Source organism: Variovorax sp. FG153, assembly GCF_057809595.1.
In genome coordinates this window covers 20,822-39,806 of record NZ_JBMDKG010000060.1, presented here as the reverse complement: position 1 = coordinate 39,806, position 18,985 = coordinate 20,822, and the positions used below count along the sequence as shown (strand labels likewise).

General features: G+C 66.4%; 23 protein-coding genes. 9 read left to right on the top strand and 14 right to left on the bottom strand.

Going from position 1 to position 18,985, the window contains the following annotated elements; all coding sequences use genetic code 11:
- Positions 1-6 precede the first annotated feature (6 nt).
- Genes ACODT0_RS37665 through ACODT0_RS37655 form a run of 3 tightly spaced genes read right to left on the bottom strand, consistent with a single transcriptional unit; the run spans position 7 to position 3,844 of the window.
- Positions 7-2,286, bottom strand: coding sequence for a xanthine dehydrogenase family protein molybdopterin-binding subunit (locus tag ACODT0_RS37665; protein ID WP_489043649.1), 2,280 nt, complete (start codon positions 2,284-2,286; stop codon positions 7-9).
- Entirely contained in the window at positions 2,283-3,323 is a 1,041-nt protein-coding gene (locus ACODT0_RS37660) for an FAD binding domain-containing protein (protein ID WP_479668674.1), read from the bottom strand. Before ACODT0_RS37660 ends, ACODT0_RS37665 begins: the two co-directional genes overlap by 4 nt.
- Complete coding sequence (locus ACODT0_RS37655; RefSeq protein ID WP_479668675.1) at positions 3,320-3,844, bottom strand: (2Fe-2S)-binding protein; 525 nt, start codon at positions 3,842-3,844, stop codon at positions 3,320-3,322. The genes ACODT0_RS37660 and ACODT0_RS37655 overlap by 4 nt, the downstream gene beginning before the upstream one ends.
- 269 nt (positions 3,845-4,113) lie before the next feature.
- Between ACODT0_RS37655 and ACODT0_RS37650 the strand changes: the two genes are divergently transcribed.
- The 5 genes from ACODT0_RS37650 to ACODT0_RS37630 all read left to right on the top strand — a co-directional run bounded on the left by ACODT0_RS37650 (position 4,114) and on the right by ACODT0_RS37630 (position 7,754).
- On the top strand, positions 4,114-4,581 hold the full coding sequence (locus ACODT0_RS37650; RefSeq protein ID WP_261212667.1) for a PA2169 family four-helix-bundle protein: 468 nt from the start codon (positions 4,114-4,116) through the stop codon (positions 4,579-4,581).
- 2 nt (positions 4,582-4,583) lie between these two features.
- Positions 4,584-4,796, top strand: a complete 213-nt coding sequence (locus ACODT0_RS37645) for a hypothetical protein (RefSeq protein WP_479668677.1) — start codon at positions 4,584-4,586, stop codon at positions 4,794-4,796.
- Between the two features lie 67 nt (positions 4,797-4,863).
- Complete coding sequence (locus ACODT0_RS37640) at positions 4,864-5,088, top strand: hypothetical protein (protein ID WP_057591450.1); 225 nt, start codon at positions 4,864-4,866, stop codon at positions 5,086-5,088.
- A gap of 108 nt (positions 5,089-5,196) precedes the next feature.
- Positions 5,197-5,454 (top strand): hypothetical protein, encoded by a 258-nt coding sequence (locus tag ACODT0_RS37635; protein ID WP_057591451.1) that lies wholly within the window; start codon positions 5,197-5,199, stop codon positions 5,452-5,454.
- A gap of 5 nt (positions 5,455-5,459) precedes the next feature.
- A complete protein-coding gene (locus tag ACODT0_RS37630) occupies positions 5,460-7,754 on the top strand; it encodes an FdhF/YdeP family oxidoreductase (RefSeq protein ID WP_479668678.1) in 2,295 nt (764 codons plus the stop codon).
- A gap of 16 nt (positions 7,755-7,770) precedes the next feature.
- Here ACODT0_RS37630 and ACODT0_RS37625 read toward each other — a convergent pair whose 3' ends face one another.
- Both ACODT0_RS37625 and ACODT0_RS37620 read right to left on the bottom strand, forming a co-directional pair.
- Positions 7,771-7,962, bottom strand: coding sequence for an aminoglycoside phosphotransferase (locus ACODT0_RS37625; RefSeq protein ID WP_489043648.1), 192 nt, complete (start codon positions 7,960-7,962; stop codon positions 7,771-7,773).
- A 2-nt stretch (positions 7,963-7,964) separates the two neighbouring features.
- A complete protein-coding gene (locus ACODT0_RS37620; protein ID WP_479668680.1) occupies positions 7,965-8,378 on the bottom strand; it encodes a DUF2934 domain-containing protein in 414 nt (137 codons plus the stop codon).
- A gap of 301 nt (positions 8,379-8,679) precedes the next feature.
- Between ACODT0_RS37620 and ACODT0_RS37615 the strand changes: the two genes are divergently transcribed.
- The gene (locus tag ACODT0_RS37615) at positions 8,680-9,162 is read left to right on the top strand and encodes a low affinity iron permease family protein (RefSeq protein WP_479669636.1); all 483 of its coding nucleotides are present in this window, start codon (positions 8,680-8,682) and stop codon (positions 9,160-9,162) included.
- A 423-nt stretch (positions 9,163-9,585) separates the two neighbouring features.
- Here the strand turns inward: ACODT0_RS37615 and ACODT0_RS37610 are convergent, their stop codons facing one another.
- The 6 genes from ACODT0_RS37610 to ACODT0_RS37585 all read right to left on the bottom strand — a co-directional run bounded on the left by ACODT0_RS37610 (position 9,586) and on the right by ACODT0_RS37585 (position 13,238).
- Complete coding sequence (locus tag ACODT0_RS37610; protein ID WP_489043647.1) at positions 9,586-10,062, bottom strand: hypothetical protein; 477 nt, start codon at positions 10,060-10,062, stop codon at positions 9,586-9,588.
- A gap of 29 nt (positions 10,063-10,091) precedes the next feature.
- On the bottom strand, positions 10,092-10,469 hold the full coding sequence (locus ACODT0_RS37605; RefSeq protein ID WP_489043646.1) for a hypothetical protein: 378 nt from the start codon (positions 10,467-10,469) through the stop codon (positions 10,092-10,094).
- Between the two features lie 144 nt (positions 10,470-10,613).
- Positions 10,614-10,823, bottom strand: coding sequence for a DUF3606 domain-containing protein (locus ACODT0_RS37600; protein ID WP_413764920.1), 210 nt, complete (start codon positions 10,821-10,823; stop codon positions 10,614-10,616).
- Positions 10,824-10,873: 50 nt separating this feature from the next.
- A complete protein-coding gene (locus ACODT0_RS37595; RefSeq protein ID WP_057591459.1) occupies positions 10,874-11,161 on the bottom strand; it encodes a hypothetical protein in 288 nt (95 codons plus the stop codon).
- Positions 11,162-11,398: 237 nt separating this feature from the next.
- A complete protein-coding gene (locus ACODT0_RS37590; RefSeq protein WP_489043645.1) occupies positions 11,399-11,845 on the bottom strand; it encodes a response regulator in 447 nt (148 codons plus the stop codon).
- 16 nt (positions 11,846-11,861) lie between these two features.
- Positions 11,862-13,238, bottom strand: a complete 1,377-nt coding sequence (locus tag ACODT0_RS37585; protein ID WP_489043644.1) for an RAD55 family ATPase — start codon at positions 13,236-13,238, stop codon at positions 11,862-11,864.
- A gap of 213 nt (positions 13,239-13,451) precedes the next feature.
- Between ACODT0_RS37585 and ACODT0_RS37580 the strand changes: the two genes are divergently transcribed.
- Positions 13,452-13,781, top strand: a complete 330-nt coding sequence (locus ACODT0_RS37580) for a hypothetical protein (RefSeq protein ID WP_413764923.1) — start codon at positions 13,452-13,454, stop codon at positions 13,779-13,781.
- 33 nt (positions 13,782-13,814) lie between these two features.
- Here ACODT0_RS37580 and ACODT0_RS37575 read toward each other — a convergent pair whose 3' ends face one another.
- Genes ACODT0_RS37575 through ACODT0_RS37565 form a run of 3 tightly spaced genes read right to left on the bottom strand, consistent with a single transcriptional unit; the run spans position 13,815 to position 15,140 of the window.
- Positions 13,815-14,168 carry a hypothetical protein gene (locus tag ACODT0_RS37575; protein ID WP_489043643.1) on the bottom strand — a complete coding sequence of 118 codons (354 nt, stop codon included), beginning with the start codon at positions 14,166-14,168 and terminating at the stop codon, positions 13,815-13,817.
- A gap of 7 nt (positions 14,169-14,175) precedes the next feature.
- Positions 14,176-14,394 carry a hypothetical protein gene (locus tag ACODT0_RS37570; protein ID WP_261212681.1) on the bottom strand — a complete coding sequence of 73 codons (219 nt, stop codon included), beginning with the start codon at positions 14,392-14,394 and terminating at the stop codon, positions 14,176-14,178.
- Positions 14,391-15,140 carry a Crp/Fnr family transcriptional regulator gene (locus tag ACODT0_RS37565; RefSeq protein WP_489043642.1) on the bottom strand — a complete coding sequence of 250 codons (750 nt, stop codon included), beginning with the start codon at positions 15,138-15,140 and terminating at the stop codon, positions 14,391-14,393. Before ACODT0_RS37565 ends, ACODT0_RS37570 begins: the two co-directional genes overlap by 4 nt.
- A 184-nt stretch (positions 15,141-15,324) precedes the next feature.
- Here ACODT0_RS37565 and ACODT0_RS37560 point away from each other — a divergent pair, with 184 nt between their 5' ends.
- Both ACODT0_RS37560 and ACODT0_RS37555 read left to right on the top strand, forming a co-directional pair.
- Positions 15,325-17,748, top strand: coding sequence for a catalase (locus tag ACODT0_RS37560; RefSeq protein WP_489043641.1), 2,424 nt, complete (start codon positions 15,325-15,327; stop codon positions 17,746-17,748).
- Between the two features lie 71 nt (positions 17,749-17,819).
- Positions 17,820-18,509: a glycosyltransferase family 2 protein gene (locus ACODT0_RS37555; RefSeq protein WP_261212683.1), complete on the top strand. Its 690-nt coding sequence runs from the start codon at positions 17,820-17,822 to the stop codon at positions 18,507-18,509.
- The last annotated feature ends 476 nt before the right edge of the window (positions 18,510-18,985 follow it).

The following is an 18,985-nucleotide window of genomic DNA, read 5'->3' as shown; positions in this document are numbered from 1 at the left end:
AGAGGGTCAGCGCATGACTTTTTCGGGTGTCATGGGTGTGCTGCGAATGCGCTTTCCGGTCGCGTGAAAGATTGCATTGCTGACGGCGGCGGCCACGCCGACGATCCCGATCTCGCCGACGCCCTTGGCGCCCAGTTCGCTGACCACGCGGTCATCCTCCTGCACGAAGATCACGTCGATGTCGTGGATGTCCGCGTTCACCGCCACGTGGTATTCGGCAAAGCTGTGGTTCATGAAGCGGCCCAGCCGGTGATCCGAATGCGTCTCTTCGTGCAGGGCCTGGCTGATGCCCCAGACGACGGCGCCGGTCACCTGGCTGCGCGCGGTCTTCGCGCTCATGATCCGGCCTGCGGCGATCGCGCTGACCACGCGTGTCACCCGCACCGTGCCGAGTTCCTCGTCGACCTTCACCTCGCAGAACACCGCCGAGTGCGTGGCGCGAACGTACTTGCGCTGCTTGAGCATGCTCGGCAGCAACAGATACTTGTCCTCGACCGGACGGGCGCCGTTCGCGGCGAGCACGGCCTCGAACGCCACACTCGTCGACGGCGCATTCACCAGCCGGATCGTGCCATCGGCGAATTCCACCTCGGAGAACTTCGCCCGGGCCAGGGGCGATCCCGCGATACCGCGCGCGAGCCGGAACAGCCGGCGTTTGAGCTTGTCGCAAACGCCCTGCACCGCCGACCCCACCGTGGTCACATGCGAGGAGCCGCCCTCGATGGGCGCCACCGGCAGCGTGGAGTCGCCGAGTTCGAAGCGCACGCGCTCGAGCGGTAGTCCCATTGCCGCCGCCGCGATCATGGCCATGACCGTGTAGGTGCCGGTGCCGATGTCGGTCGCGGCGCTGCTCACCACCAAGTGGCCATCGGGCTTCAGTACCGCCCGGGCGCGCGCGAACATCTGCAGCGCATCCCAGGTGCCGGTCGCCATGCCCCAGCCCACCCACTCGTGGCCCGCGCGCGTGGCGCGCGGCAGCGGTGCACGGCGTTCCCAGCCGAAGCGGCGTGCGCCCTGCTCGTAGCAGGCGCGCAGTTCCTTGGTCGAGTAGGGCATGTCGTCCATCGGGTTGCGCTCGGCGTAGTTGTGCAGCCGCAGCGCCAGCGGATCCATGCGCAACTTGTGCGCCAGCTCGTCCATCGCCACCTCGAGCGCGTGCACGCCATGCGCCGCACCGGGTGCGCGCATGTCGATCGGACTGTACTGGTCGAGCGGCACCACCTTGTAGTCGAGCTGGATGTTGTCGCAGCGGTAGAGCTGTCCCGACCAGTTGACCACAACTTCCACGTAGTCCTCGAAGCGCGAGGTCTCGGCGATCGCGGTATGCCGTATGGCGCGCAGCGTGCCCTCACGCTCGGCAGCGAGTTGGACTCGCTGCAGCGTCTCGGGGCGATGGCCGAAGGTGAACATCTGCTGACGCGTGAGCACGACCCGCACCGAGCGTTTCAGGTGCAGCGCAGCCATCATCGCGAGGAAGAGTTGGTACTGCGGCCGCAGTGCAGAGCCGAAGGCGCCACCGACGTACGGATTGCGCACCGTCAGTTTCTTCTTGGAAAGCCCGAAGACGCGCGACAGATACCAACGGCTGTTCTGCGAACTCTGGGTCTTGTCGTAGACCGTGAAGTGGCCGTCCTCGCCGCGGATCACGGTGGTGGCGAACATCTCCATCGGGTTGTGGTGCTCGACGCCGCTGTAGTAGTCCGATGCGATCTTGACCGGCGCGGCCTCGAATGCGGCCTGCGCATTGCCTTTCTCTTCGGGCGGTGGCGAATATCCGGCTTTCAGGCGGCTCGGCTTGCGGGCGCGATCGGTGTGGTCGAGCAAGCCGGTCTGGTGCGGTTCGACGACGCACTCGACCTCGATCAGCCGGGCCGCATGACGCGCGACCTCGAAGCTCTCGGCCAGCACCAGGGCCACGGGCTGGCCGCTGTAGCGGATCTGCGCGTCGTGCAGCGGCTTGAAGGGCGTGCCCCCCGGCGAGGTCATGTCCTTGTAGAAGATGCCGAGCGAGCGAGCGTGAGGGCGCCGCTCGTGCGTGAGCACGTCCAGCACACCGTCCACCGCGAGTGCCCGGCTCGCATCGATGCGCACGATGCGGCCCTTGGCAATGGTGCTGTTCACGACCATCCCGTGCACCAAGCCTTCGGCCGGGTGTTCCGCCGCGTAGCGCGCCTCGCCTGTGACCTTGGCCCGGCCGTCGATGCGCGAGACCGGCTCGCCGATGCGCACGTCGCCCGTGCCAGGTTCGGCCACCGGCATGCGGCACGCCTGAGGTATGCGCGTCATCGCGGCTCCTTCAGGTCGGGGCGGCCCGGGCCGTCGTTGCGTCCGGCGCGCGGCGTTCCCGCCGTCGCGGTGGAAAGGGCTCTTGTGATCGCGCGTCGTGCCATGGTGATCTTGAATCCGTTCTGTCCTTGCGAGGTCGCGCCTTCGAGCAGCAAGTCGGCGGCCGCCTCGAAGAGAGCGTCGGACGGGCGCTGCCCGACCAGCACCGCCTCGGTGTCGGTTCTCCGCCAGGGCTTGTGGGCCACGCCGCCCAGCGCGACCCGCACCGCGCCGATCGCGCCGGCGGCGTCAAACTCAAGCGCCGCCGCCACGGATACCAGCGCGAAGGCATAAGAAGCGCGGTCGCGCACCTTGATGTAAGCGCTGTGATTCGCGAACCGTTTCGCCGGGGGCAGTTCGATGTGCACGACAAGCTCGCCGTCCTCGAGCGTGGAATCGCGCTGCGGGTCATCGCCCGGCAGCCGATGAAACTCCCCGAAGGGAATCGCCCGTGCGCCCGCGGCCGAACGCACATGCACCACGGCATCGAGCGCGGCGAGCGCCACGCACATATCGGACGGGTGCGTGGCGATGCAACGCTCGCTCGCACCCAGCACCGCATGCTGGCGGCTGAGACCGCCGATGGCTGGACAGCCGGTGCCGGGTTCGCGCTTGTTGCAGGGTGCACCCAGGTCGTAGAAGTAGACGCAGCGGGTGCGTTGCAGCAGGTTGCCACCGTTGGTCGCCATGTTGCGGATCTGCGGCGAGGCGCCGGCGAGAATCGCCGCGCTCAGCAACGGGTAGCCCTCCCGCACCAGCGGGTGCCAGGCGGTGTCGGCGTTGGGCGCCAGCGCGCCGAGGCGCAGACCGCCACCCTCCGTGGTCTCGATGCGGTCCAGCCCCAGCCCGGTGATGTCGATCAGCCTGCCGGGCCGCGCCACGCCTTCCTTCATCAGATCGAGAACATTGGTGCCGCCAGCGATCCATTGGCTGCCGGGCGCGAACTCGTGCAATGCCCGCTCGATGCTCGGGGGAGAGATGAGGGTGAAGGGATTCATCGTTCCTGCACCTGAAGCACCACCTCGGAAACAGCGGCCACGATCTGCGGGTAGGCGCCGCAGCGGCACAGGTTGCCGCTCATCAGTTCCCGCACCTCATCGGCGCTCGAGGCCTGGCCCTCGTTGCGCAGCCCCATCGCGGAACAGATCTGGCCGGGCGTGCAGTAGCCGCACTGGAGCGCGTCGTGGTCGATGAACGCCTGCTGCAGGGGGTGCAGCGTCGAACCTTGCCCCACACCCTCGATCGTCGTGATCTCCGCGCCCTCGCACATGGCGGCGAGCCGCAGGCAGGCATTGATGCGACGCCCATCGACAAGCACGGTACAGGCACCGCACTGCCCATGATCGCAGCCCTTCTTGGTGCCCGTCAGGCCAAGCCGATCGCGCAGCAGGTCCAACAGGCTGACCCAGGCCTCAAGGTCAAGCGTCTCCGTCTGACCATTCACTTTCAGCGAAACGATGTGGCGCGATGGGCCCGTGTTCGCAGGAGTGGGCGGATCCGGGGCATGGCTATGGCTCATCGGGGACCTTTTTGCGTTGTTCGCGATGGCTCGCGGGACCGGTTGTTCGGGTGGTGAGGCACAGTTCGAGGGGTTTAAGCAGGGGCCTGTCCTGGGCACGTCGGACGGCAGCCCGCCACTCTGTGCGTAAGCCAAACGTCCAGCCGAGTGCATCTCATGGCTTCGCCATGACGGGCGCGCGCGGCCCTTGCCTACACGCCTCCAACGACCGACGCGGGATGTTCACGCCTCCTTTTTCCAACCACCAACCGACCAGGAGCAACAGCACCATGACCACCGCCACTCGCACCAACGACGAAGTCGTTTCGATCCTGTCCGACCTGCTCGAAAACTCCCGCGATGGCGAGTACGGTTTCCGTGCCTGCGCGGACGAGGTCGACGACGCACAGATCAAGCAGGTCTTCGCGAGCCGGTCAGCCCAGTGCGCAGAGGCAGCCGCCGAACTGGCGACGCTGATCCGCTCGCTCGGCGGAGAGACCGACACGGGCGGCACCGCCAGCGGGGCGCTGCATCGCGGCTGGGTTCACGTCAAGGGAACGCTGGGCGCGGACAGCGCGCTGTCCATGCTCGAGGAATGCGAGCGTGGCGAGGATGCAGCCGTCGCCCGCTATCGCAAGGCGCTGAAGTCCGAACTGCCGCCTGCGGTGCGCACGCTGGTCGAGCGCCAGGCCGAGGGCGCCCAGCGCAACCACGATCAGATCCGTGATCTGCGCGATCAGTACAAGGCCAAGGGTTGAACATGTCCACACGCAAGTCGATGTCGCCTGTGAACGTCGATCAGAATGGCGAGGCGGGCATCGACACGCCCGCGGACGGCAGTCGCATCGGCCGCGAGGCCAAGAAGCCTTCGGGAGACCCGGGCGAGCGCGGTCATGACCCCGCGCCCGCCGCGAGCGCCGCGAGCGCCGCCAAGCAGTCTGCCCCGCCCGCCGCGGGCAAGGACAACGCTTAGGTGCGCCGGTACCTGGCCAAGAATTTGAAATGACCCGCTTCGACGCATCGCCGTATTCGTCGAGGAGGTGGGCGCGGGAAACTTTCATTGGGTCCTGCACGAGCAAGGCGCCGATGCCTCGGAATGGATCGAGCTGTCCGCCAGCCCGATGGCCTACGACCTGTGGCTCGACGCCTTCGAGGACGGATGCGCCGAACTCGTGCGCATGGTGCCCGACGAACGCTCCGGCCCGCGTACCGGCGGCGAGGACGAGGGCGTGCCGCCTGTCGGCCCCATCGATGACACGGCCTGAGGAGAGCGCAGACGGCAGCGCAACAGTGCCGCGCACAGTGACGGCACCGGTTCCTACAAGCACGCCGCAGCGCGCTGTTTAGTTGAGGTGCTTGAAAAGGAGCATTCCATGACCCAACCCAGCATCGCGGGCAGCGGCGACGGCACGCGGCCCACCACCAGCGGCGGTGCCGACAACATCGGTGGCGGCGAACGCTTCTCGAACCAGCGCACGGCCGCCGGCGAGGACGTGGCCTCGCCCGCCCCGAACGAGCGCATGCGGGACAAGCGCAAAAACGTCGAGAGCACCCGACACGACGATTCGGCCGCCTTCGGTCTGCACGAAGACCTCGCGCAGCAACCTAATCCCGGTCCCGGCCAGCGTTAGACGACGTGAACGACGCGGCGACACCGGAGCCCTACCAACACCCGGCCGGCGGCTGGGGTTCGCTGAAGGCGGTGGGCGGCATCCTGCTGCGCGAGCACATTCCGATCGCGGGAACGCAGGCCCTGCTCAAGCAGAACAAGCCCGGCGGCTTCGCCTGCGTGAGCTGTGCCTGGGCCAAGCCCGGTCATCCGCGCCCGGCCGAGTTCTGCGAAAACGGCGCCAAGGCCACGGCCTGGGAGCTCACGGCCAAGCGTATGCCGCCGGCCTTCTTCGAGCAGCACACGGTCACGCAACTGCTCGGCTGGAGCGACCACGAACTCGAGGCCGGGGGACGTCTCACGCGGCCAATGCGCTGGGACGCGGCAAGCGACCGGTACCTCGAGGTCTCGTGGGATGACGCTTTCGCGGAGATCGGTGCCGAACTGCGCGCGCTGCGCCGCGAGGACCCGGCCTCGGTGGTGTTCTATGCCTCGGGCCGCGCCTCGCTCGAGACCAGCTACCTCTACCAGCTGCTGGCGCGCCTGTACGGCAACAACAACCTGCCCGACAGCTCGAACATGTGCCACGAGACCACCTCGGTGGCGCTGCCGGAGACCATCGGCGTGCCCGTGGGCACGGTGCGGCTCGATGACTTCGAGCATTGCGACGCAATCTTCATCTTCGGCCACAACACCGGCGTGAGCAGCCCGCGCATGCTGCACCAACTGCAGGAGGCCCGCCAGCGCGGTGCGCGGATCGTGACCTTCAACCCGCTGCGCGAGCCGGGGCTGGTGCACTTCGCCAATCCGCAGTCGCCGGTGCAGATGCTCACGCCCGCCGAGACGCAGGTCAGCACCCAGTACCTGCAGGTGCGCAACGGCGGCGACCTGGCGGCGCTGGCGGGCCTGTGCAAGGCGCTGGTGGCGGCCGACGACGCCGCCATTGCGCAAGGGGCGCCGCGCGTGCTCGATGCCGGCTTCCTCTCCGAGCACACCGAGGGCTTCGAAGAATTCGCCGCCTGGCTGCGCGGGGCCTCGTGGGCCTCGATTGCCGAAGAATCGGGTTTGTCGCGCGAGGCGCTGGAACAGGCTGCCGCCACCTTCGCCGAATCGCGCGCCGTGATCGGCATCTATGGCATGGGCCTGACCCAGCATGTCGAGGGTGTGGCGGCCGTGCAGATGGTGTCGAACCTGCTGCTGCTGGGCGGCCACATCGGACGCCGCGGCGCGGGCATCTGCCCGGTGCGCGGCCATTCGAACGTGCAGGGCCAACGCACCGTGGGCATCACCGAGAAGCCCGAACTCGCGCCGCTCGGCGCGATGGCGAAGCTCTACCGTTTCGAGCCGCCGCGCGAGAAGGGTCTGAACACGGTCGAGGCCTGCCGCGGCGTGCTCGACGGCTCGGTGCGCGCCTTCGTCGCGCTCGGCGGCAACTTCACGCGGGCCGTGCCCGACACCGACCGCATCGAACCGGCGTGGAAGAAGCTGCGGCTCACGGTCAACATCGCCACCAAGCTCAACCGCAGCCACCTGGTGCACGGCGAGGTGTCGTACCTGCTGCCCTGCCTGGGCCGCATCGAGATCGACCGTCAGGCGGGCGGCGAGCAGATGGTGTCGGTCGAGGACTCGACCGGCGTGATGCATGCCTCGCGCGGCGTCGCCGAACCGGCCGCGAACACGCTGCGTTCCGAGGTCGCGATCGTCGCGGGCATCGCGCTCGCCACCTTGCCGCCGAACCCGGCCGTGCCGTGGGAGGCCTGGGTCGAGAACTATGCGCGCATCCGCGAGCACATCGCGCAGGTGCTGCCCGAGGTGTTCCATGACTTCAATGCGCGGCTCGAAGATCCGGCGGGCTTTGCGCGGCCGCTGCCCGCGCGCGAACGCGTGTGGAAGACGAAGAACGGCAAAGCCAACTTCAAGGGCCATGGTTTGTTGCGCGAGGGCGCGGCACCATCCTCGCACGCGCTACGACTCATGACCTTGCGCAGCGACGACCAGTTCAACACCTCCATCTACAGCCTCGACGACCGCTTCCGCGGCATCCACGGCACGCGTCGCGTACTGCTGATGAACACCAGTGACATGGCCCGGCTGTTGCTGGCCGACGGCGACATGGTCGACGTGTGCGCCGAAGGCTTCGAGGACGCCGAGCGACAAGTGAGGGGTCTCCGCGTCATGTGCTTCGATCTGCCCGAAGGCAGCGTAGGCGGCTACTACCCCGAGTGCAATCCGCTGATTCCCCTCGAGCACTTCGCGCGCGAAAGCATGGTGCCCGCGGCGAAAGCGATTCCCGTGCGCGTGAGGCGCAGCGCGATCGCCTGAACGACGTTGCCTGGATTTAGCGCAGCGGCTCGAAGGGACTCTCGCGGTCCTGCCGCTGCAGCGCGATCACGCCCTCGGCGAAGGCCACCAGTTCCTCGGTCAACGGCGAGCCGGGGACGAGCACACCGACACGCTCGGCGAGCGCCTGCCATTGCGCGCGCCGCGACTCGGCATTGTTGGGGACGGGGATCTTGGTGTCCTGGGGCATGGTCATTCCTTGCCGGTGGCGTCGGTACGCTCGGCATTCGTGGTGCTGCGCGTACCCTTGAGGTGAAGTTCGATGTCCGAGGCATTCGGGCCAACGGCCCGGATGGCCTCCTCGACCTGCTCGGGTGTGGCATCGAGCTTGCGGGCGAGTTCCGCGACTTTCGAAGAATTCCTCGCATTGACCTCTGCCTCTGCAGCCAGCCAGTCCTGTACGGCATCGCCTTCAGTCTTGCCGCGCCGCTCGTAGGCGGCATAGGCCGCCTCACGTATCACTCGTTCCTGATCAGCTTGATCCGTCTTCTTCGGCGACGCCGCCGCGGTGGCGTCCAGTCCTTCAGTGAGCGGTTCGACGGGTGGATTTGCACCGCCCGCAGGCGCGACCAAAGGTTGGTCGCCGCCGTTGTTTGAACTTGCCATCAGAAGCTCCTACGCTGTTGTGTTGGAAGAACGGTAGGTGCGCCGAGCGGCGGCGGCGTCTCGTGCTGGCGAAGAATCTCGTAGGAGCATGCCCTGCCCACACAGGACACGACGGCAAACGCGCGGGGAGGCGGGGCAGGAAGACTCCTGCAAGAGGATGCGCGCAGAGATGTCGCAGTCAAGCTGCCTTCACGTGCACGCTATACGAGTTCGTAGGAGCACTTTCGCTTTCCACATGTCAGACATCCAGCGCAGCCAACACACATACCCTGAAGAAGACGAGGATGGCCCCGTGGGCGGAATGCCAAACACCGCGACCGTCGCCTACGCCGGCAGGTCGCGCTGGCTGGCGCGCTTCGACCGCTTCGCCAGCCGCGTCACGCGCTGGGCTGGCACGCCGACAGCCTTCTGCGTCGCACTGATGGCGGTGGCGCTGTGGGCGATCTGCGGACCGCTGTTCGGCTTCTCGGAGAACTGGCAGCTGGTGATCAACACCGGCACGACGATCGTGACCTTCCTGATGGTTTTCCTGATCCAGCAGAGCCAGAACAAGGACAGCGTTGCCATGCACCTCAAGCTGGACGAACTGCTGGCGGCCCACAAGCGCGCCAGCAACCGCATGATCGGCATCGAGGATCTCGACGAACAGGAATTGCAGCGCGTGGCCGCCTTCTATGCGCGGCTGGCGGAGCGGGCGAAGACCGGCAGCCTGGCGAACGAGGCCGCGCAGAAAGTGGCGCTGGGCCGGGATATGGCCAAGTGCGCTGATCGGGCGGAGCCGTAACGCGGTAAGGCAAGGCTGGTTGCTTCACAAGCCCCTCCCGTCGGCGTGCTCCACCGGACACGTCAAGAATACAAGCGGCGTCGACTGCAAAAATACTCGGAAGTCTTCGCAGCGACTCAACGGTTGAGAACCAGAACGCCGAGTGCGAACTGTAGGACGAAGCGCCTGAAAAATCTCATTGGGCTTGCGCGGTGGGCTGAGCGGAACATGATGCGTGATGCGCGCCTCCGATTCGGACCTCAAAGCCCGGCTGGTCGCCCAGATGGCCTGGGAGGCTGCGTGCGAGCGCCTTCGCAAGGCGCTACACGCGCCCGCCGGTTATCCGTCCATGTCAGCGGAGGATCTGAACGCGGCTTTCTCAAACGCGGCCGAGCGCTTGCACACACTGCGCGTCCTTTCGACGACGCCTGACGATCGGCCTGATCAACCCTCAAGCCGGTCGAGGGACTGCACGTAAATCGCAGCCTCCGCGGGACTCATGGCATCCTCGAGCTGAGCCAGTTCGAGTTTTTCGCAATCGTGCGAGACCCACTCGAAAAGATGCGACGCGGGCATCCGGTCCATGCTCGAAGCATCGCTCCACGAACCCAGCCGCCGGTGAGCGCTTTCCAGGAGACGCTGCAGATCGAGCGCTCTCAAAACACGCAATGCCGCCATGTCTGCCGCAGCCAAGCCCTCGCGGCATCGAGCCCAACGCCGCTCGCACTCCGTCATTCGCCGAAAGCTCTTCGCGATTTCGGCGCTCGAAGGTGACACGCGACCACAGCGCTCGCACAATCGCTGGAACTCGCAAAGGGTGTGCGCATAGCTCAACTGCTGCAACAGCAGCAAAGCATGGGTCAGGCGACGCGCCATGGACACAAGGAGGATCGAGCAGGGGCCGGCACGACGCAGCAGCACCGCATGCACCTACGTGGCCCGCCCGCCCCTCACCGATTGCGTTCGCGTTCCTTCGATTCCGAGGACGGCACCGGCCGCGCCGACGATCCCTGGGCGCTGCGCCCATTGTCCGAAGGCGCGGTGTCCTGAGGATTGGTGCGCGTCAGCCCGCCGTTCGGACCGCCGCCGGGTGGACGATTCTGGCCGGTGCGCGCCTCGGCGGGGCCGTGCTCGCTGCTCAACGGCGCGGTGCCGCGTCCCGTGTCAACGCGCGGACCCGTGGCCCCCTGGGCCTTGGGCGTGGAGTTTCCCGCAGCAGGAGCGACCGATCCCTTTGGATTTCCGGTGGACGATTGCTGTGCACCTGCAAAGGGTGTTGCAAGAACCAGCGAGAGTGAAAGAAGCGCAAGCGGCTTTCGAATGTGCATGGTGGGCCTCCAGAAAGAGATCGATTCTTGAAGCCCGCGACGGCATGGACGTAGGACAAGCGCGTCCCTGTTCGCGAATAAGGAAGCCGAGGGCGCTTCGACGCAGCGCAGTACATTCAGTCCCCCAGCGCCAGCTCCACAAGATCAGCCCTTGCCAGCCTCGTCCGTTCGCTCGGCATTGGTGGTACTGCGCGATCCCTTGAGATGAAGTTCGATGTCCGAGGCGTTCGTACCCACGGCGCGTATGGATTCTTCGACCTGCTCGTGCGTGGCGTCGAGCTTGCGGGCCAGTTGCTCGATGTCCGAAGCGCTCTTCGCATCGATGGACTGGGATGGCGGATTCGTGGATGGCATGGCGTCTCCTGTGGAAAAAAATGGATGGAAAAGTCCTGCAGAGCAGCCTTCTAGGTCTGCCCCTGTCCGTCGCCCGTGCGGTCATGGACCCACCGCATGGCTTGCTGCTGGCCGTGCCGCAGGGCCTCTTCGGCGGTCGCGTAAGGATCGGCGTCCTGCGGCAGCCGCGTGGCCTGGTCGGGCTGCGTCATCCAGTCCACCGCGACCTGGTATTGCCCGCGCGGGTCGGGCTCGAGCACCAGCCGGAACGCGTGGCCCCTGTAGACAAAAGCATGTTCGTTGGTCATTCGGATCTCCAGGTAGTTGACCGGCGACGGATCGAGCACCACGGTGGACACCAGGTTCGGCCCATCGCCAACGGCAGCTGCGCCACTGCGCTCGCAACATAAAAAGAGCCCGATGAGAGCACCGTGCGGAAGGAAGAAGCTGCGTGCATGAGGAGGCCTCGGAAAGCCCCGGAAGTGATCGCCTCGACAAGCTAGGAGGCGGGCGGGCCCGGCGACGCGCGGGGTTCGCCCGAGCGGGCGTAGGACGCTCAGCCGGTGGTCATCGATCCAACCGGCAAGAAACCATGCTCAGTCGGAAGACCCGGGCAGCTTGATTCCGCGCATCAGCTGCTTCATCGACTCCCCAATCTCTTCGCTGCGCGGCGGCGGCGGACGCCCGTTCGCGACAAGGCGCTCGATCAACAGAAGCAGGGGATCGATTTCGAAGGGCTTGACGAGAAACGCGTCGTAGCCACGAAAGACTTTGCGCACCACCTCTTCGTCCGTGGCGCTCATGATCACGAAGGGTATGCAGCAGAGCGCGGGGTTGCGGCGCACGGCTTCGCCGAGTTCACCGCCGTTCATGATCGGCATCATGAAGTCCGAGAGAATCAAGGCGGGGACCTCGCCCGAGAGAAGCTCCAGCGCTGCCTTGCCATTGGAGGCGGAAGCAACGCGGTAGCCTTCCGATTCCAGCAGGAGCCGGAGAATCTGAGCGTTACCGTATTCGTCCTCGACAACCAGGATGAGTTTCATCGGGACGGACTTTCGATCAGACGCTCGGCTGCCCGCCGGCATCGAGCAGGTTCAGGTTGACATCCAGTGTCGCTGTCGAGGCCTGGCTGCCGCGAACCTTGGAAATCAACAGGATTCGCGCGCCATGCCTGTCGCGCGGGAGAAACTCGAACGCGTTGTCGAACCAGCCGACCACGCCTTCCGCCAGCGGCGAGGCGGCCGCGGCCGAAAGGGCGGCGGGATCCACGGTGAACAGCGATGTCACGCCTCGAGACTTGAGCTCCCCGAGCAGGCGCCCCAGGAAGCGATAGCCCCGTTCGGAGAAAGCCAGGGTGTCGGCCATGCCAGCCAGACCGTCCACGACCAATCGGCGGACCTTCAACTCGTCGACCAGTCGCAGCAGCTTGTGCCCCATCTCATCCATGGATTCGTCTTCGTGACCGAGCGGTTGAACGGTGAGCGCACCGGAATCAGCGGCTTGCGCGACGGCCAGGCCCAACTCCTGCCCCATGCGCTTCAAGTCCCCCACCAATTCCGTGCACGGCAGAAGAAGACCGGGCGCGTCGTCAGTTGCTGCTGCAGCAAACGCGAGCGCCAGAGTGGTCTTGCCGGCACCACTCTGACCGATGACCACCGAAGCGCTGCCGGAAAGAACCCCGCCGGCCCGTAGGACTGCATCGAGCGCCGGTATTCCGGACGAGAGGGTTTCCGGCCCCAGGGTTCCAGGCGATGCCGTGACAGGGAGACTTTCCAGGCGCGGAAAAAATTGAAGGCCGCTCGAAGAAATGCAGAAGGTATGCCGGCCGCGGATGACCTGGCTGCCGCGAAACTTCCGCACCTGCATGCGGCGCTCGGCGCGCCAGTGGAAACCGTAGTCCTCGAAGGAAAAAATGCCATCGACCATCGTCTGCTCGGCACTCAGGGCATTCCCGTTGCCGCTCGTCAGCACGAGGCATGTGCACGACATCGCGCTCACGAGGCTTTGGAGTTCATGCACGAACTGCCTCACCGAGTCGTCCGACATGGAGACCGGCCCGCCCACTACGAGACCGTCGATGACCAGCAAGCCGGCGCGGTGGCGAACCAGCTCGCCTTGCAGCAAGGCAACCACCGATTTCAGGCCGCCTTGCTCGAGCTCTCGATAGCCGCTGACATAGAAGACCTTGGCGTTGACCTCGCGCTGTTCGAAGAAAACTTGCCCTTCCATGTGCTGGAGCATTCTCGAATGCGATTCCGCGAGCATGGTGACGTAGAGCGTGCGGGTCTCGCGGCGAGCCAGGGTGTAGGCGATCTGATTCGCCAGCGTCGTCTTGCCCACGCCCGGTGGCCCCTCGAAGATGTAGACGCCTCCTTCGAACAAGCCGCCGTTGAGGATGCTGTCGAAGCCGTCGACATGGGTGGGCAGTCTTTTCATTCTGGGGACATACGGAGAGTGAGGAGATGGCGCTCGAGTTCACCTCTGCGCCGCCGCATATTGTGCAACGCTTCGCCAGCGAGGCGGCGTCCCGGCCGGAACCGCACGCGCCGGAACTCCCTTGCCGCTGAAAGCGCGGCCCGCCTACGTGCCGCGGCGACGAAAGAACGGAGGGTTCCCGCTTTCTTGTCGAAACCGCCCCAGGAGATACACATGGCCGAGGATGCCCAAGGCACGGGAGACGAACGTTCAGGGATGCGCAATGGGCTCGCCGCGAATCGCTTGCGGCACATTTCCGTGCACGTGATCGAGCCCGCCCCGGGCCGTTACTTCTGGGTGCTGCTCGAGCAGGGCACCGAGGGGGCGGCCTGGGTCGACATGCTCGAGAGCCAGAAGCCATGCAAGCACTGGAATCATGCATTGACCGATGGCATGGCCGCGCTGATCGACCTGGCGGGCGACGTGCGCGAAGGGCCGCGAGCAGTAAATACGCATGAAAATCCTTCCGCCAGCGGGATGGACGTGTCGTTGCGCAACTGGTAGCGCGCAGCAGCACCACGCGCTGTCAGCGTCAGCTCAAGCGGGCCCGGCCTTCTCTTCACCCGCGGCGTCGCCGATCTTCGACAATCGCCTCGCGCGCGGCCGCCGCGGCGACCTGTCATCGAAATGCTCCGGCTGCTGGCGTCGGGCGCGCGCGAGGGCCGAAAAGCCTTCCGCCGTCACCTCCGACACGCATGCGCGCGCGATGTAGACCTCCCCCGAAAGTTCGCGGATCGGAGGGTCGAAGCTTGCCTTGAGCAGCTTGGCCGCGTGCAGCCCGAGCAGCCGCTCGACGTCATCCCTCGAGGTGCACTCAGCGGGGAGTTGCTGCTGTTCGAAGGATGCCAGCAGCTTCATGCTGGCCAGCACGCGCAGCTCGCGTTCGCTCAATGCCTTCCTACGCACTCGGCGGACCTTCGCTTCCCGGCTTCGTGGCAGCCATCTGCTCGCGCGCCAGCAGCGAGGCCGCGTGGAGGCGCTCCGCCGTCAGGGCCGCGGCATCCGCCGTCATCGTCACGGCCACGCCATTGGGTCCATCGAGAATCACCACGCCATCCTCCGCGGTGGCGTGGCCGGCATCTTCGCGCAGCCCGGGCACGGTGCGGCGATCGGTCATGCGGAACTCCCGGTTCGTGCAACCGCGCGTGCCGCGGTCTGCTGGTTCAGGTACAGATATTGGGGGTCGAACCGCGCTCTCTCGACCAGGCTCTTCAAGTCCAGGATCTGCACGCTTGCGCCGCGGACATTGCACAGCCCGGCTTCTCGCAGTTCGCGCAGCACGCGATTCACGTGGACATTCGTGAGGCTACAGACCTCGCCGATATCGGCCTGCGTCATCGGCAGCGAGAAGGCATACCCGTCGGATGCGCCGATCGCCAGCAGGCGGGCGTGCGTCTCGCAAAGGAAGTGCGACACGCGCTGCAGCGCGTTGAGGCTCGACAAGCGGTAGATCCACTGCCGGTGCATCGCCGCGTCCAGCAGCGTGAGGAACCACAGCCGCCTCGCGAGGCCGGGCTCCGCTGCCTGCATCTCTTCCAGCGCGGCATGCCGAAAGACTGCGACGGTAACGTCGGTCAATGCGGCGACATCGTGGTCGAGCTCCTTCAGCGCATAGGCGTGCAGGTCGACGAAGTCTCCCGGCACATGCAGCGCGACGGGATGGCGCCTGCCATCGGGTGCGTCGACATGGCGTGTCATGAATCCCTCGACGAGCAGCGTGCTGATGTCGACTGGCACGCCCTGGCGAACGACCACACTGCCGGCCGCGTAGGTCTGTGTATGGGAGATGGCACCTTCGAGCAGGTTGCGCTCGGCATCTGAGATTTCTGCAGCGCGGTTGCGAAGTACGTCATCGGTCAGCATGGAGGATTCCTTGAGTCGGATGGTGCACCGCATCGCGGCGTGCTGCATTAACCTGGATCAAGTTTGCAGCTGCGCGAGCGCTATGCGAAGAATATGGGTCAAAGAGGGCTTTGTCCTACGCACGGGATCCCCGCCCGTCCTCAGAGTCGCGCTCCTCCCACGACCCATCTCCATGCGAGGCCTCATGTCCAAGAAAAAAGTCACCCCTTCCGTAGCCACCCTGGATGCGGCGCGTGCGGCGGCACGCAACACTGACAGCGGTCCCGCAGCACCGGCACCCGCGGCCGCTGGTAGCAACGACCTTCCGGCGCAGAAGATGATCGATGCGCAGGCCCTGGCCGCCGCCATGCCCGGCAATCCGAACAAGGCGCTCGAGCATGGCATCGCGAACGCGCAGTCAGCGCCCGTGGGCGCGACCGCGACACCGGCATCGCGCCTGCCCACCGGCAGCACGCTCTCGGAGGTCAATGCTTCGGCCAAGACAGGCAGTGCGGCGCCCGAGGGCGTGAACGCGACCATTGATTCGCTGGACCGCGTGCGGGTGGACTCCTCGGGCCAGGCGCTCACCACCAACCAGGGCGTGCCGATCGCCGACAACCAGAATTCCCTGAAGGCCGGCGCACGCGGGCCGGCGCTGCTCGAGGACTTCATCCTGCGCGAGAAGCTCACGCACTTCGACCACGAGCGCATCCCCGAGCGCATCGTGCATGCGCGTGGCTCGGGCGCGCACGGTTTCTTCGAAGCCTACGAGCCGCTGACGAAGTACACCAAGGCCGCGCCCTTCAAGGAGGCCGGAAAGATCACGCCGGTGTTTGTCCGCTTCTCGACCGTCGCGGGCGAACGCGGCTCCAAGGACACGGCGCGCGACGTGCGCGGCTTCGCCGTCAAGTTCTACACCGACGAAGGCAACTGGGACCTGGTCGGCAACAACATGCCGGTGTTCTTCATCCAGGACGCGATCAAGTTCCCCGACCTCGTCCACGCGGTGAAGCCCGAGCCCCATCACCAGATGCCGCAGGCCGCGAGCGCGCACGACACCTTCTGGGACTTCGTCTCGCTGATGCCCGAGTCGACCCACATGCTGATGTGGCAGATGTCGGACCGCGCGATTCCGCGCAGCTACCGGATGATGCAGGGCTTCGGGGTCCACACCTTCCGCCTCGTCAACGACGCGGGCGAGTCCTTCCTCGTCAAGTTCCACTGGCAGCCCAGGCTCGGCACCCACTCGATGGTGTGGGAAGAGGCGGTGAAGATCTCGGGCGCCGATCCCGACTTCCATCGCCGCGACCTGTGGGAGGCGATCGAGGCCGGCGAGTATCCGGAGTGGGAGTTGGGCCTGCAGATCTTCACGGAGGAGCAGGCCGAGCAGTTCAGCTTCGACATCCTCGACGCGACCAAGCTGATCCCCGAGGAGCTGGTGCCGGTGCAGATCGTCGGGCGCATGGTGCTCAACCGCAACCCGGACAACTTCTTCGCCGAGACCGAGCAGGTGGCCTTCTGCACCGCGCACATCGTGCCTGGGCTGGACTTCACCAACGACCCGCTGCTGGCGGGCCGGATCCACTCCTACGTGGACACGCAGATCAGCCGCCTGGGCGGGCCGAACTTCCACGAGCTGCCGATCAACGCCCCGATCGCGCAGGTGCACAACAACCAGCGCGACGGCATGCATCGCCAGGCCATCCACCGCGGCCGTGTCGCCTACGAGCCGAACTCGCTCGCTGGCGGCTGCCCGTTCCAGGCTGGCGCCGCGCAGGGCTTCACCAGCGTCGCCAGGCGCCTCGATGCGAAGGAAAGCGCGGACAAGGTGCGCATCAAGCCCGAGAAGTTCGCCGACCACTACACCCAGGCACGGCTCTTCTTCGAGAGCCAGTCGGAGGTCGAGAAGGCGCACATCGGCAACGCGTTCCGCTTCGAGCTGTCGAAGGTGACGGTGCCCGCGATCCGCGAGCGCGTGGTCGCGAGCCTCGCGAATGCATCGCCCGAACTGGCGGCGCGGCTCGCGCAGGATCTCGGCATGGCACTGCCCGCGGCCCTGCCCAAGGCGCTCGAAAACCCGCCCCGGCCCGAAGTCGAGGTCTCGCCGCCGCTGTCCCTGCTGGCCCGGCCGGGCGATGGCGGCATCCGCACGCGCAAGGTGGCGATCCTGATCGCGCATGGCGTGGAAGGAGCGTCGCTCGCGAAGCTCATCAGTGCGCTGGTCGAGGCTGGCGCGGTGCCACGCCTCGTCGCAGCCAGACTCGGGACCTACAGCGGTGCCGCGGGCGAAAGCTTCGAAGCGGACGCCACGATGGAGAACTCGCCGGGCTTCCTGTTCGACGCGCTTGTCCTGCCCGATGGCGCCGCGGCGGTGGAGGCGCTCGACGCCGATGCCCACACGCTGGAGTTCCTGCGCGCACAGTACTGGCACTGCAAGACGATCCTGGCCTTCGGCGCCTCGGAAGCCCTGCTGGCCGAAGCGCAGATCCCGCTGGCGCTGCCCGATGGCTCGCCGGATGCGGGGCTGGTGCTCGCGGATGCTTCCGATGCCGATGCGGCGATCGCGGCATTCATCGCGGCCATGCCGTTGCGCCATTTCGATCGAGAGAACGATCCGCCGAAGAACTGATGCGCTCCTCTCGCGTCGCGCTGGCGCGCCAGTTCCTTGTTGCCTCCTTCCAGGCCTTTTGAGGCAGAACCATGATCGGAATCGTCATCCCCGCGCACGACGAAGAGTCGGTGATCGAGCCTTGCATGGCGCACGCACTGGCCTGTGCCAGCGATCCGCTGCTCGGAGGAGAGCGCGTGGAGATCATGGTGGTCGCGGATCGCTGCAGCGATGCGACGGCCGCGATCGCCGCGCGTTCGGGCGCGAACGTTCTGGCTATCGACGCGCGCAACGTGGGGTGGGCACGCGCGGCCGGTGCCAACGCGCTGCTCGCGCTCGGCGCACGCTGGCTCGCCTTCACCGATGCCGACACCCTGGTCGCCGAGGACTGGTTGTCGCAGCAGCTCGCGCTCGACGCCGATGCGGTGTGCGGCACGGTCGCGGTGGACGACTGGACGCCTCATGGCGAGAACGCTCTTTTTCTGTCGCGGCACTTCGCCACGAGCTACCGCGATGCCGATGGGCACCGCCATGTGCACGGAGCGAACCTCGGCGTGGCGGCGCATGCCTATCTGCGTGCCGGAGGCTTTCAGGAGCTCGCCTGCAGCGAGGACGTGGCCCTGGTCACCGAACTGGAGCGCACCGGCTCGAAGATCTGCTGGAGCGCGCGGCCGCGCGTTCGCACGAGCGCGAGAAAGGTGGGGCGTGCTCCGGGAGGTTTCGCCGATGCGCTGCTGAACGCGGTGGCCTCGCAATTCCTCGGCAAGCCGGCGGCCGCCTGATGGCCACCGACGCCCAGGAGGTGGGAACATGCCGTTTAAGAGGGCGCGTCCTTCGTCCTTGTGCCTGGCACAGTACTGCGCAACGGCTCAAAGGGCTCTCGCGGGCAGTCTTGCCACTCCAGCGCTATCAGCGCAATCACGCCCTCGGCAAAAGCCACCACGTCTTCGGTCAACAGTGAGCCGGGAACAGGCACGCCCACACGCTTGGCTGGCGCCTTCAATTGAGCGCGCCGCAACTCGGCATTGTTCGGGACAGGATGGCTCGATGCGCTCGCATTGGTGCCGCCCGTAGGCGGCTTCGCGGATTCTCCGCTCCCGATGGGATTGGGCCGTCTTCTTTGCGAGCAATCTCGTAGAAACAGGCGCACCCGCCTGGGCTTCGAACCATCGCTTGCGACCAAGAGCAAGGGCTTGCGCCCGCGCATGCGGAACCTTTGAAGCCAGTGGCGACGCACGCGTGCATGCGCGTTACGCCT

Bases quoted from the DNA above. Each gene is read 5' to 3' on its own strand.
- ACODT0_RS37665 (WP_489043649.1), bottom strand. From the start codon at position 2,286: ATGACGCGCATACCTCAGGCGTGCCGCATGCCGGTGGCCGAACCTGGC.
- ACODT0_RS37660 (WP_479668674.1), bottom strand. From the start codon at position 3,323: ATGAATCCCTTCACCCTCATCTCTCCCCCGAGCATCGAGCGGGCATTG.
- ACODT0_RS37655 (WP_479668675.1), bottom strand. From the start codon at position 3,844: ATGAGCCATAGCCATGCCCCGGATCCGCCCACTCCTGCGAACACGGGC.
- ACODT0_RS37650 (WP_261212667.1), top strand. From the start codon at position 4,114: ATGACCACCGCCACTCGCACCAACGACGAAGTCGTTTCGATCCTGTCC.
- ACODT0_RS37645 (WP_479668677.1), top strand. From the start codon at position 4,584: ATGTCCACACGCAAGTCGATGTCGCCTGTGAACGTCGATCAGAATGGC.
- ACODT0_RS37635 (WP_057591451.1), top strand. From the start codon at position 5,197: ATGACCCAACCCAGCATCGCGGGCAGCGGCGACGGCACGCGGCCCACC.
- ACODT0_RS37625 (WP_489043648.1), bottom strand. From the start codon at position 7,962: ATGCCCCAGGACACCAAGATCCCCGTCCCCAACAATGCCGAGTCGCGG.
- ACODT0_RS37620 (WP_479668680.1), bottom strand. From the start codon at position 8,378: ATGGCAAGTTCAAACAACGGCGGCGACCAACCTTTGGTCGCGCCTGCG.
- ACODT0_RS37615 (WP_479669636.1), top strand. From the start codon at position 8,680: ATGCCAAACACCGCGACCGTCGCCTACGCCGGCAGGTCGCGCTGGCTG.
- ACODT0_RS37605 (WP_489043646.1), bottom strand. From the start codon at position 10,469: ATGCACATTCGAAAGCCGCTTGCGCTTCTTTCACTCTCGCTGGTTCTT.
- ACODT0_RS37600 (WP_413764920.1), bottom strand. From the start codon at position 10,823: ATGCCATCCACGAATCCGCCATCCCAGTCCATCGATGCGAAGAGCGCT.
- ACODT0_RS37590 (WP_489043645.1), bottom strand. From the start codon at position 11,845: ATGAAACTCATCCTGGTTGTCGAGGACGAATACGGTAACGCTCAGATT.
- ACODT0_RS37585 (WP_489043644.1), bottom strand. From the start codon at position 13,238: ATGAAAAGACTGCCCACCCATGTCGACGGCTTCGACAGCATCCTCAAC.
- ACODT0_RS37580 (WP_413764923.1), top strand. From the start codon at position 13,452: ATGGCCGAGGATGCCCAAGGCACGGGAGACGAACGTTCAGGGATGCGC.
- ACODT0_RS37570 (WP_261212681.1), bottom strand. From the start codon at position 14,394: ATGACCGATCGCCGCACCGTGCCCGGGCTGCGCGAAGATGCCGGCCAC.
- ACODT0_RS37565 (WP_489043642.1), bottom strand. From the start codon at position 15,140: ATGCTGACCGATGACGTACTTCGCAACCGCGCTGCAGAAATCTCAGAT.
- ACODT0_RS37560 (WP_489043641.1), top strand. From the start codon at position 15,325: ATGTCCAAGAAAAAAGTCACCCCTTCCGTAGCCACCCTGGATGCGGCG.
- ACODT0_RS37555 (WP_261212683.1), top strand. From the start codon at position 17,820: ATGATCGGAATCGTCATCCCCGCGCACGACGAAGAGTCGGTGATCGAG.